General features: G+C 45.1%; 10 protein-coding genes. 7 read left to right on the forward strand and 3 right to left on the reverse strand.

The genetic code is table 11. The annotated features are described in order from the left end of the window. Positions 1-180: 180 nt before the first annotated feature. Genes HKI82_RS17970 through dsrO form a run of 3 tightly spaced genes read right to left on the reverse strand, consistent with a single transcriptional unit; the run spans position 181 to position 5,148 of the window. The gene (locus HKI82_RS17970) at positions 181-3,273 is read right to left on the reverse strand and encodes a tetrathionate reductase subunit A (protein WP_171138774.1); all 3,093 of its coding nucleotides are present in this window, start codon (positions 3,271-3,273) and stop codon (positions 181-183) included. Positions 3,274-3,289: 16 nt separating this feature from the next. Next, the gene (gene nrfD, locus HKI82_RS17975) at positions 3,290-4,384 is read right to left on the reverse strand and encodes an NrfD/PsrC family molybdoenzyme membrane anchor subunit (protein WP_171138775.1); all 1,095 of its coding nucleotides are present in this window, start codon (positions 4,382-4,384) and stop codon (positions 3,290-3,292) included. After that, positions 4,381-5,148 carry a sulfate reduction electron transfer complex DsrMKJOP subunit DsrO gene (gene dsrO / locus HKI82_RS17980; protein ID WP_171138776.1) on the reverse strand — a complete coding sequence of 256 codons (768 nt, stop codon included), beginning with the start codon at positions 5,146-5,148 and terminating at the stop codon, positions 4,381-4,383. Before dsrO ends, nrfD begins: the two co-directional genes overlap by 4 nt. Positions 5,149-5,324: 176 nt before the next feature. On the opposite strand from dsrO, the gene HKI82_RS17985 reads away from it, so the two are divergent. The 7 genes from HKI82_RS17985 to HKI82_RS18015 all read left to right on the forward strand — a co-directional run bounded on the left by HKI82_RS17985 (position 5,325) and on the right by HKI82_RS18015 (position 12,627). Beyond that, positions 5,325-7,112 carry a sensor histidine kinase gene (locus tag HKI82_RS17985; protein ID WP_390632431.1) on the forward strand — a complete coding sequence of 596 codons (1,788 nt, stop codon included), beginning with the start codon at positions 5,325-5,327 and terminating at the stop codon, positions 7,110-7,112. Between the two features lie 22 nt (positions 7,113-7,134). Beyond that, positions 7,135-7,752: a response regulator transcription factor gene (locus HKI82_RS17990; protein ID WP_171138778.1), complete on the forward strand. Its 618-nt coding sequence runs from the start codon at positions 7,135-7,137 to the stop codon at positions 7,750-7,752. A 145-nt stretch (positions 7,753-7,897) separates the two neighbouring features. Then, complete coding sequence (locus HKI82_RS17995; RefSeq protein WP_102942638.1) at positions 7,898-8,620, forward strand: AzlC family ABC transporter permease; 723 nt, start codon at positions 7,898-7,900, stop codon at positions 8,618-8,620. Further along, positions 8,610-8,927, forward strand: a complete 318-nt coding sequence (locus HKI82_RS18000; protein WP_171138779.1) for an AzlD family protein — start codon at positions 8,610-8,612, stop codon at positions 8,925-8,927. Before HKI82_RS17995 ends, HKI82_RS18000 begins: the two co-directional genes overlap by 11 nt. Before the next feature lie 101 nt (positions 8,928-9,028). Beyond that, positions 9,029-9,865 carry an AraC family transcriptional regulator gene (locus HKI82_RS18005; RefSeq protein WP_240956751.1) on the forward strand — a complete coding sequence of 279 codons (837 nt, stop codon included), beginning with the start codon at positions 9,029-9,031 and terminating at the stop codon, positions 9,863-9,865. 22 nt (positions 9,866-9,887) lie between these two features. Continuing rightward, positions 9,888-10,502, forward strand: a complete 615-nt coding sequence (locus tag HKI82_RS18010; RefSeq protein WP_102942636.1) for a LysE family translocator — start codon at positions 9,888-9,890, stop codon at positions 10,500-10,502. A gap of 244 nt (positions 10,503-10,746) precedes the next feature. After that, complete coding sequence (locus HKI82_RS18015) at positions 10,747-12,627, forward strand: methyl-accepting chemotaxis protein (protein WP_171138780.1); 1,881 nt, start codon at positions 10,747-10,749, stop codon at positions 12,625-12,627. Positions 12,628-12,874: the final 247 nt, after the last annotated feature.

The following is a 12,874-nucleotide window of genomic DNA, read 5'->3' on the forward strand; positions in this document are numbered from 1 at the left end:
CAAAGCGGCCCATAGTTGTAAATTTGACATGCTGACTCACTATTACTACTTCTATTATCACTCCTACTATTGTCAGTATTATTAGTAAGTCGACTATTGTGGATTTCCACATAACGACATAAAACACCGCCTCTATCACTACGACTAAAGGCGGTGTTGCTAGTCACTAAGTGCTCTGTTTTATGCTTTATAAATCCGAGCTGGCAGTGATTGACGTGCAGCAGCACCCACCACCCAGTCGAGCAATACGCCTTTGCCTTCTCGGGTTGGATCAATCATGCCAATATCGTTGATGTTGACACCATCACTGGTCTTCATTTTTACAGGCTGCTGTTTGTCGCCAATCCAGTGAGCGCGTTCGCCCAATTCGGTATGACCAAAGCCGTGCTCGAAACCTAATGTTCCCGGTTGAATACCATCAAGCACCATAGCTGTCGCCTTGATTTGAGCGCTCGGCGTTTCCACAACAAAAAGGTCTCCAGTTTCAATACCCGCATATTGAGCATCTTTCGGATGGATATAGACCGGATTGGTTCCTTTTATCGAATGCAGACGTTGTGACAAGTTCGAAACCGCGCTGTGAATGTTCGATTTAAAGTTGGTGAGTGACATTGGCCATTCGCTCTTAGGATATTTCTCCTCCATTGATGTACCGTCACTGAGTTTTTGCGGATGCCAGCTCGGGCAGCCTGTGTACAATTCACCGGTCATGGTATTACGCGAAGTACCCAACTTTTCATTCCAAATCGCCACCGGACGATTCCATTTATACTTCATCTCTTCGCCTTTATAGGCTTCCGTAGCGTTCTCAAATCTTCCTCCACGGGCAAAAATGAACGCAACTCTCTTCATCTCTTCAGGTGTTAACACTTTCTGCATCGCTGGTAGTAGTCTTTCCAATCCAGACCAAGCAATGTCTTCCGCAGAAACCTCCGGCACGCCACCTTTGACATAAGCTAAGTTGGCCGCCGAGCGTAAGTAAAAATCTTCGGCGCTATGAATGGCATGCCACTGCCCTTGTGCATCTTTAACGGCGTTTTCACCAAACCCGCCCAGCTGCATTTTCTTCGCTACATCGATCAAGAAATTTTCCAGACAGATTGGACGACCATCCGCTGTTTTTTCGGTGCGAGGCTCAACAATTGGCCAACGTGCGGTGACCGCTTTTACCGGTACACCATGCCATGGACCGGCCATCCCCCAGCTTTCATACGTCACGGTATCTGGAACCAGATAGTCAGACAGCGATGTGGTTTCGTTGATAAAGGCATCCACAGACACAATCAAACCCAACTGCTTTGGATCTTTTAGCTTATCTTCCAATAAGTTTTTTAGCCCCGGAACACCATAGAGTGGGTTCGCTATATGGTTTATCCACGCTTTTATGCGATAAGGGTAACCATCCACAGCGGCGGATAAATGTTCTGTTAAAAGCGGAGCGGATATTGGATACCAAGGCGCTCGTGTTGGGTATGGCGATTGCCCTGCAGCCACTCGTCGCTTGTATTCGCTGGTTTTCTGATAAGGGAACTTGCTACGCGATAGGAAAATACCTTTCGGGCCAACTTTACCTTCAAACTTTGTGAAATCGTAGCGAGGTCCATCCTCCGAAGTCGGATAACCACCCGCTTTTGCCATCGCGCCACCTTTGAGGTTGATGTTCCCCACCAGCGCATTCAACATCAAAATAGTGAACGAATTATAGAAGCCATTGCTGTGCATATTACCGCCGTGAGTATCGACGACCGCTTTCGTGCCATAGCTGGTAAAACGCTTAGCCAGTGCAATGATGTCTTCTTTAGCAATCCCGCATTGTTGGCTGTAAAAGTCCAAATCATATTTGAACGCCTCCTCTTTTAAACGTTGTAAAGAGGACTTCACCTTAACGAATACGCTTCCAAGCTTGACCTCTGTTTCAACAAACAAAGCCGCAGTGTCACTCTGAGTATGTAAAGCGAACTCACCACTTGTTGCGTTCACAACCACATAAGGGTCAGTGTCTGAACGAGGCTCACCCGTAAACGGTAAACCCATATCCGAAGCGCGAAGAAAGCTGCCGTTTCTAGGATGCGTTTCGTCACTGATGACTAAGTGAGTCGAGTTGCACCAGTGGGCGTTACCCGCCTTTTTCATTGCCTCAACACCCGGCTGGGCAAGAAAGCTTTGATTGTAACGTTGGTTTTCGATGATCCACTGAATCATCCCCAGCACTAAAGCAGAGTCAGTGCCCGGATTGATCGGTAGCCAGTTATTTCTGTCTGCGGCAGCAAGACTCGATGAACCAGCAGGCAAACTCGGCGTCACTATGGTGTATTCCAACTTGCCACTGGTTCTAGCATGCGCTAACTGACGCGCTTGACGTTTAAACGGATTACCCGCCTGAGCAGGCGACATTCCAATAAAAATCACATACTCTGCATTATCAAAATCAGGTTTTAGATGGGCATATTTGTCTAAATCATTGAGCAGAGCACCGCTGCCAGCACGAAACGCGTAACCACAGTACGAACCATGATGACCAAAGTTACGAGTGCCGAAACTGTTAAAGGCAAATCGCTTGATGATATCGTCACGCCCTTCATTCGAGGCATTAGTAACCAGCAATTGGTTAGCTTTAGGACCGTATTCAGGATTCTCTGGATCAAGCGGTGTTTTTACATCACGTATCGCTCGCAAACCATCCACATGTCCTTCTCCGAAAAGATCACCGCCTTCGATAATCTCTTCCAGCAATTGTTCGTAACTGATAGGAACCCAACGACCTTCGCCGCGCTTACCCACTCGTTTTAATGGCTGAGTAATACGATATGGGCTATTGCGAATCTCCAACATACCATTGCCGCGAGCACACGCGGTGGAGCGCCCTTCTAAGCCCGCTTCACCAGCCAAACTCAAATAAGCGTCTTTAACCGGTGTCTCAAATGGAATCGCATTTTGGTGCGACAACGGGTGATACGGATTGCCACTGATACGTAAAATCTCATCAGTTTTATTATCGATACGTACCCGCAAACCGCACAAAGTCCAACAACCAAAACACATTGAAGGCGCTACTCGCTGGTTTGGATTGGGAATCAAGTTGCCCTTTGCGTTGACCGTGTATTCAGCTTCCAGTGAATTACCATGATGAATGTCCTTAGTTGGGCTGCCAGCTTTACCTTCAACCACGCCTTCGACCATATGTTTGGTTGTGGTTGCATAACCTGCTGCAAACGCTCCTACACCACCAACGGCGAGGCCAGACTTCAAAAACTGACGACGTTTATTGTCCATAGAACTGTTCCTCTAATTATTGATGAGTAGATGTGAATCGTTGGTCACTGGATGAAACTAACTCGCTGGCAAGCAGAGCAAGAGCCAGCCATAGACCGAACATCCCTACAATGCCCAGTAAGCCATCAGATCCTAATGAGAGCTGATATGGAATCGGACCAATATCGTACTTGGCAATGGTCTGAACCTGCATCATGGTGACCCAACGTACAACCCATGCAGCGCCAAGAGCCAACAACGTCATCACTAGCAAACCTATTTTTCTGTAATGCTCACGCAGACAAAACATGCCCCAGACAACGCTGAGTAGCATCAAAACTGAAATCATTGCCAGCTGATGCACCCACTCGTTGCTGAGATATAGCGAAAATGTCTGATTATTCGACGCCCAAATCGGTACAAGCACCAAGGAAAGAACGCTGCTCAATGAGACCACTTTTTTCAGCAGATTGAGATCAAAGGACGTCAGTGAATCTTGCTTACTTTTGTTTGGGAAAAGCAGCCAGACAAATAGCGTAAAACCCACGGCACCTAAGAAGGCGGAAACAAACCAAAACAGTGGCGATGCAGGCTGATTCCATAAAGGGCGCGAATTTACCGCCATAATCTCAGCGCCGGTATACACCGCAATGGTTAAGCCAGAAAGAGCGGTGAACAGAGACACTACTAACATGTGTTTATGAGAGATCTGCCATTGGCCCAGAGTCAGTTTGGAAATCCATCTGAACACTTTTCCTTGGCTATCACTTAATTTCATCAAGTCATTACGCAAGTACAACCAAGCCGTGATTATCGCCAAGCCGGAAAACACGGGTAACAACAGAGAACCTAACGACATCCATGACCATGGTGTGAAATATACGTAGAAATGCCATGCTCGACCCGGCTGATGAAGATCGCCAGTCAGTGCAAGCGGGCCCACTACAGCGCCAATCGCCATAGTGAGCACCAACGCAGCACGCAGACGATGGCTACTTTGCTGATCAAACTTTAACGCAATCACAAACAGTATCGCTGCTGCATAGGCCGAACCGATGTAGAAGAAATACTGAACGGCCCATGGCAGCCAAGCAACAGCCTGAGGTTGAACGAGAACTTCGGTAATGTTCATGCTGGTTCTCCTTGCGGTTCAAAAATCGTAGGTTTCCCTTGCAATGGATGAACAAACCTTTCGTTCATACCTATGTAGAACACATGCGGACGAGTATTTTCATTCGGCTTTAGAACCTTAAGATCATCACCATGCTCTGCGATTAACTCACTGACGTGACTGTTCGGATCATTGATATCGCCAATCACCCTTGCACCGCCTACACAGGTTTCCACGCAAGCAGGCAACAGCCCTTTTTCAAGACGATGGGCACAGAAGGTACATTTATCGGCGGTCAACGTATCATGGTTGATGACGCGTGCATCATAGGGACAAGCCTGAACACAGTAAGCACAGGCAACACAACGGCTGTTATCGACCATCACAATGCCATCGTCACGCTGAAAGGTGGCTTGTACCGGACAAACCGCAACGCAAGGCGGGTTTTCACAGTGATTACACAAGCGGGGTAAGGTAAACGCTTTTACGTTTTGCGTTGAAGATGAGCCATCTTCAAGAGTCACTTCGTATTGTTTGACTGTGGTTCTGAACTGACCAATCGGCATCTGGTTTTCCACACTGCAAGCAACCGTACACGCCTGACAACCAACGCACTTACGCAAATCAATAACCATGGCGTAACGCTTACCGGTTTGACCTTTTCTGTCTGGCGACTGGTTATTTCGTATCACGGTACTTGCTGTTGCTGTTCCAACACCCGTGATTGGAATCAAAGCAGCGCCAGCAGTAACGGCACTCATTAAGCGTCTTTTGCTCGTATCCATCACTCACCTGCTAAATTTATAAGGGGTCTGTGTTTATTGTCAGAAAAGCCCCCACTTGCCGATATAGTGGATTTCCACATACCCAGATCAAAGTTGATCTAAAACAAATGTAGCTAGCAGTAAGATGCTGTTATCCTAAGCCATATAAGGATTTCAAACGGACAATTCAGGCGATGATGAGAACGGGTACACAGCACATTGCAGCTCTGCTTTTGGCAAGTATCTCTCTGCTGTTTTCTGCGTTCAGCTTTGGACAATCAACAGAGAAAAACTCTGTTGATATTGGTGTGTTAGCCATACGAGGCAACTTGTACGCACAGCAGCGTTGGCAACCGACAATGGATTGGCTGAACCAACAAATTCCTGATAGCGACTTTATCCTTCATCCTCTGGATCTTGAGAGTATGGCAACCGCCGTTCAGAATCAGAGCATGGATTTCATCCTGACCAATCCCGGTCAAGCGGTTCGTTTGGGCAGACAGTTTGAACTGTCGTGGTTAGCCACCCTCAACAGCGGCCTAACCGGTCATTTTAATCACACCATTGGTTCAGCCGTAGTGGTGCAAAAAGACGCTCCGTATTTCAAAATCGAAGAATTAGCAGGAAAACCGATGGCTGCGGTTTCAGAACGCGCGTTTGGGGGTTATCTGACGCTGCGCTATCAAGTGTTAGAAATGGGAATCAACCCGAATGACTTCTTCGCCAATGTTCGTTTTCTTGGCTTTCCGATCGACGCCAATCTCTACCAACTGCGAGACAAGATTGTTGACGCAGCAATAGTTCCAGTGTGCCTACTTGAAACCATGCAACAAGAAGGATTATTGGAAGCCAATGCTTATCGAGTGATCAATGTGCAGACACCGAGTGATTTCCCTTGTCAGGTATCGACTCGCCTTTATCCAAACTGGTCGTTTGCAAAAACTGAGCGTGCATCTTCTCAACTGGCAAAACAGGTCACTCGCGCCTTACTGGCAATGCCATCGGACAGCCAAGCGGCTATCGCTGCCGGAGCCTCTGGCTGGACATCTCCCGCCAGCCTTTTGTCCATTGATAAACTTTATCAGGCGTTAGACCTCCACCCATTTCAAGAACCTTGGTGGAAAGAAGCCTTTCGTTGGCTACGATTTCATCAGGAATGGGCATGGGCAGTTTTTGTATTTGTCATCGTTTTGAACGCTTATCACTTTTGGCTTGAATACCGTTTCAGCAAAAGTAAGCAGGCTCTGGAACAGACACAATCTCGACTTAAAGAAAAAAGTGAACAGCTTGAACACTCTCAGCGCGTAGCGATTGTCGATGAGCTGGGAAGTAGCCTTGCACATGAAATCAACCAACCTCTCGCTGCAATACGAAATTACAGCGAAGGTGGCTTATTGAGACTTTCTAAGCAAAGACCGAATGAAGATATCGTACCGGTCTTTCATAAAATTCAAAAAGAGGTGGATAGAGCAGATGCCATTATTCATCGTTTACGCAATCTCATTAAAAAACGCAGCATCGAAAAGCAACCGAACAATATAGAAGATCTGATAACCGACACCCTAGAGTTAATGCATTACCGCTTACAGAAACACTCGGTTTTACTGGTGCGCCAAACGGAAGGTGGCGTTATTGCCGCTGACATTGATTCCGTGGGCATGCAGCAAGTGTTCGTCAACTTGTTAAATAACGCCATTGATGCCTGTATCAGCTACCAACAACGCCATAAGACAGAAGACTATCAAGCGACCATTACTGTAGAGACTGAATACCATCAGGAAAACCTGCTGGTTAAGATCACAGACAATGGCACGGGGTTAGCGGGAATTGAAATAAACGACGCCTTCTTTACAACCAAAGAGAACGGACTTGGCTTAGGGTTAGCCATATGCCGAGAGGTTTTGGAAACCCACCATGGTCAGATGCAGTTGCAGTCTACAAAACCTCACGGCTGTATGGTCACTCTTTCGCTGCCCTATTTTTAATGGATCATCAGGAATATCACTTATGAACCACATCAATGCACAACTTCCTGTTTATGTCGTCGACGATGACGAGTCCGTCCGTGATTCGCTCGCCTTTATGCTTGAAGAACACGATTTTAAAGTGACTACATTTGCAGACGGCCAGCTGTTTCTGGATTCTATCGACATCACCAAACCGGGCTGTGTGATATTGGACAGCCGAATGCCAAAACTTCGAGGTCAGCAGGTTCATCAAATTCTTAACCAAGCTAACAGTCCTTTGGCGACCATTTACCTCACTGGCCATGGTGACATACCAATGGCAGTCGACGCTTTGCAAGAAGGTGCAATTCACTTTTTTCAAAAGCCGGTGAAAGGTGACGAACTGGTGCAAGCCATTATGGATGGACAAACCCAATCTGCGGCCAAACTCGACTGGGTTGACGCCAAGGCTTGCTATGACTCGCTAACCAAACGTGAAAAAGACATACTCAGACTGATTATTTCAGGCAAACGCAACATCCGTATTGCTGACGAACTATGTATTGCAATGCGCACCGTTGAAGTACACAGAGCAAGCCTGCTAAAGAAATTCTCGGCTCATACTGTTGCAGAACTCGCCTATATCTATGGAAAGCTGACAAACAATATTAAGGAGTAACCCAGTATCCGCTGACTTCGCCTCTTCATCCAGTTCACCACACACGGTTGTTTTTATTTTGTTAATGGATTGAAAAAGTTCCTTACAACCTCAACATAAGAAATCATAAGCATAATTGCCTTCTTTGTAAGCTAAGGAACTTCTTTTGTCTGAAACGGATTTAAACGATATCAAGTTTACTGCGCATCACTTTTATTCCGGTGTCCGCAAGTTTCTTCCCATCTCACTCTTTGTTGCTATCTTTGGTGCCGCTTTCGGATTGGCTGCTTCACAAACGGGTTTAGACAACGTTTCAACCGTACTGATGAGTGCTGCAGTTTTCGCTGGAGCGTCTCAGTTTGGTAGTTTGGATTTATGGGGTACTGAAGTGCCTATTCTCCCGCTGGTCGTCACTGTTTTTGCTATCAACGCCAGACATCTGTTGATGGGTGCCTCTCTTTACCCTTGGTTAAAACATCTCAATCCGCTAAAACGCTACGGCGTAATGATGGTGGCATCCGATTCCAACTGGGCGATGTCTTTGCAGGCCTTTAATCGCAGGGAATATGGCAAAGCGTTGGGCATATTGCTTGGTGGCGGTTTAACCATGTGGGTTTTCTGGATCGCAGGCACTTGGCTAGGCCTCTATTTCGGTAGTTCTATCAGCGACCCAAAAGCCTTTGGTCTCGATATGGTGATGTCGTGCTTTTTGCTCACCATGGTTCTGGAAGGTAAGAAAGATCAACGCACCATGATCATTTGGGGTGGCGCTGCCGTGGCGTCAGTTTTAGCTTATTTATATCTACCAGAAAACAGTCATGTTTTTGCTGGCGCTTTAGTCGGTGGTTTACTGGGTATTATTCTGAAGGAAGAAACACATGAGCATTGATACCGCAGGTTCTAGCACTCTACTAATCATTCTTATCATGGCACTGGTCACTCTCGTCACTCGCTGGGGCGGTGTGTTTGTCATGAGTTTTGTGCCAATTAATCACAAAGTACAACAATTCATTGCGGCAATGTCCGGCTCAGTGTTGGTTGCGATTATTGCGCCTCTGTTTATCCAAGGTGATATGGGAGCAAAACTTGCACTCGCGATGACAGCAATATTCGCTTTAACAACTAAAAGACCGTTAACCGCCATTGCCTTAGGCATTGCAATGGCAGCGGTAACAAGACAAATGGATATTTATTAAGTTTGATGTCCAAGAGCAATAATGAGCAATTTTGTTCAAGTTTTAGATTCAGCGAGTAACTATACTGGGAACTATAGGAATCACACGTTAAGGGAATCGTTTTGAGTGCCAAACAAGAAAATCGCTTTCAGTTCAGCAGTAGTCAAAAGCAACTAGTCACCGCACTAGAAGCGACTATGAGCGATTTTTCTTATACCAAACATGCGCATGAGGAGTATTCCCTTGGCGTTACTCTCAAAGGTCGCCAAGATTTTTTCTGCCAAAACGCTTTCCATAAAAGTCCAGCAGGCGGAGTACTGCTCTTCAATCCTGAAGATGTGCACGACGGTCATTCCGGTGTTAGTGAAAGCCTTGAATATGTCATGCTCTATATTCATCCCAATGAATTGAAGCCGCTTTTTCAAGCGTTAGGTTACGGAAAAGAGGCGACATTAAGAGTAGATCGTCCGTTACTCAATGACCCCGTGCTAAGACACCAAATTCTGGCAATGCACCAACTCGTCAGTGAGTCAAACCACTCGACTATCGAGTTTGAAAGCGGGCTATTTCATATTGCGCATTCTTTAGTGCGCAAAGCTGGAAAACTCAATCATGATTTCCATACACCTTTGTCAAAAAAAGATAGCCTGCTAACCAGAGCAAAAGATTTCATCATCGATCATATTGACCAAGATATTTCCATTGATGACGTGGCTCAAGCCGCAGCTATGTCGAAATATCATTTTATTCGCTTATTTCATCGTCAGTTCGGTATTACCCCTCATCAATACGTGCTGAACTGCCGAATTAATGCTGCGCGTAAATATTTAGAGACTGGCTTACCTTCCAGCCATGTCGCACAACTATCAGGCTTTGCCGATAACAGTCATCTCAATCGTCATTTTAAAAGAACATTTGGCATGACACCTAAGCAATACCAGCTACAACTCTGTTCTTAATTCCATACATTTGGAGCTTTCAATGTTAGAAATTCTCGCTTATGCCATTGGTGTAATGTACACCCCTGGCCCAATTAACCTATTAGGTCTACACAGTGGATTAAATGGTAAAACTCGTGAGCATATGGGCTTTTTCGCCGGAGTGGGATGTGCGATGCTGATCCTGTTCGTATTTCTAGGCTTTCTTGGGCTTAAATTTATTAACCCTTCACTACTGCCTTATATCAGCCTGATTGGTTGCAGTTATATTGTTTATATTGCTTGGAAAGTGTTGCATACAAACGTCAATGTCTCTGAGAAAACAGCTAGTGTGTCGATATTGAGTTTTACAAATGGCCTGATCATGCAATTGCTTAATCCGAAAGCACTGGTTGCGACAATGCCTATTTCGACCATTCAGTTTCCAGCCGTAGGTATCAGTGGCAGCTCTATTGTTATTTGGTCAATAGGCTTAGCGATTCTCGCGTTCGGCGCTCCAAGCAGTTATTCCTTGGCAGGAATGGCCATGGGGAAACGCATTGAGAACCCAATCTATTTCAAAACCTTCAATGTTTTGATGTTCGCATTATTGATTTTCGTTGCCACAAGTATTGGTTATGAGCATGTTTATCGTGCGCTTCTAGAATCACATTATTAAGAAATAATTATCACCCGTTGGCTTGTTCCAATCTTGCTGATTTCTATTTGAGTTCAATATACAGACCACATAATCACCCTGTTTCATATGAGGTTAACTCCGAAATTGACTCAAAATATGTTTTAGGAAAACTCTATAAATTTTGCCTACCGAATTAATTACAAAAAATATATAGTCGGCACAAATAGATTATCCATATGTAATGTATATATTTAAAGATTGCAAATAGCCAAATGAGGGAATCATGAATAGATTCAAATTACAAACTATCGGCACATTGAGTCTGCTCATTGCCGCTATTGTAATACTGATAGCAGCGTTAGATTACCGAGCTTTTAGGAATGAAAGCATTCATCAACATAAAGAAATGTTAAGGGAACAAAATGCGACTATGGAGGTAACACTTCACTCCAAATTTGAAAGCTATCGCAATGAGCTGGCAGCACTAAGCACTTTTGAAGGCGATACAGAAGGTGGCAGTTTAGCTACACATGTTATTCGTCAGTTAAGAACCTTGCAAAGAGTGCAACAAGACGTCAGTGAAGCCGTATCTATTGTGACTAAAGATGGCTCTCTCTTTAATTCAGATGGCGAAAAACTCCCAGTCAACGCTAAAGACATGAACCGCTCCTACTACAATGCAGTATTTAACGATGGCAAAGCGTTTTACGTCTCTGAGCCATTTAAATCTGCAACTAGTGGTAATCTGGTCATTGCCGTTATCTACAAATTGAATGACGAAACAGCAATTACAGCCAATGTAAAAGCCACCTCCGTATTAGGTACTTTTGCTGGTAAAACAAACATGTTCCTCTATGCTCACGACGGCACCATTTTACACTCACCGTACCCTGAATTGATTGGTAAAAATATCTTTAATGAACGCCCGCTTTATAAAGAGTTCAACGCTTCAAACCCTGAGCTAAGTTATAACGCAGCTGTAAATGGTAAAAATACAGATTTCACCGCTTTCTGGACCAACTTAGAGATCAGCGGTTGGAGCTTCGTCACCTTTACGCCAAACAGCGAAATAGAACAAGGTGCGAACGACCAACTCATTTATGCAGCTGTTACTGGTATTGTCTGCATTATTTTAGCTAGCGCAGTATTAATGATGATCATCAATAAGCTTGTGTTGAGACCTGTCGGTGGAGCTCCTGATGAAATCGCAGCGCTAATGGAAGAGATGGCCACGGGTAACCTTTCGCACAACTTTACTAAAACTGGTAAAGAAACGGGTATTTACCTCTCTCTTATCAACCTATCGGCTCAGTTGTCCACATTGATCAAAAACTCGTTGAGCATTTCAGAAAATGTCTCTTCGGCAGCGCAAGAACTGAACGTTGTGATGAATGAAACACAAAACAACGCTCAAGATGAATTGCAGCAAATGGAGCAGGTGTCGACTGCAATCAACGAGCTGTCTTCTACGTCTCAAGAAGTGAGCAATAAAGCCGTCATGGCAGAAGACGAAGCGAGAAAAACTCAAGACAGCGTTATAAGCGGTAAACAAACGCTCGAACAAAACATCGTCTTGACCGATAAGATCAGCGAATCGGTGACCAACACAGCAAGCATTGTCAGTGAGCTCAGCCAGTTGGTTTTGGAAATCGGCAGTGTTACTGAAGTTATCAATAACATCTCTGAACAAACTAACTTGCTCGCCCTAAATGCGGCAATTGAAGCTGCACGTGCTGGTGAACAAGGTCGCGGCTTCTCAGTTGTCGCTGATGAAGTCAGGGTTCTTGCTACTCGTACTCAAGAATCAACGGTCAGCATTCAGAAGATAATTGAAAGGTTGCGTGGGCAGTCTGAAAAAGCCAACAAGAACATGATGGAAAACGTTGATTTAATCGAGGACTCCGTTGCTCTGGCAGATCAAATCAAAGCAGCATTTGAAGAAATCGCAGCGGCTTCACAGTCGATTTCTGATATCAACACTCTGGTTGCCACCGCATCCCAACAACAGTTTGCGGTAACCGAAGAAATTTCTCAGTCCATCACCAACACATTTGATCTGGTGAACCGAAATGTTTCCGCTATCCATCAAACTCTGCAAGCGTCAACAGAACTTGCTCAGCTAGCTGAAGCTCAAACGAATGAACTGGAATATTTCAAAGTCTAGTTAAACACCCGCTCCTCTTTCTAAGTTTCTGGGAAGAGGAGTGTTTTCTCTCCTCCCCCTCCAAACAGGCGGGTAACAATTTGCACCGTGTGTCACTTATTGCTCGCTGACTAGTAAAAACTTGCCCACCACTTGATAACAAATCATTAAGCCACTGAAATTTAGCCACTTTATATTTGGCACTTCACTTGCCTACTCCCTCTACTCATATGCGATAAACGTTGTTCAGAGGGATACATGACAAAGC

The sequence above is a fragment of the Vibrio plantisponsor genome (assembly GCF_013041605.1).
Lineage (GTDB): Bacteria > Pseudomonadota > Gammaproteobacteria > Enterobacterales > Vibrionaceae > Vibrio > Vibrio plantisponsor.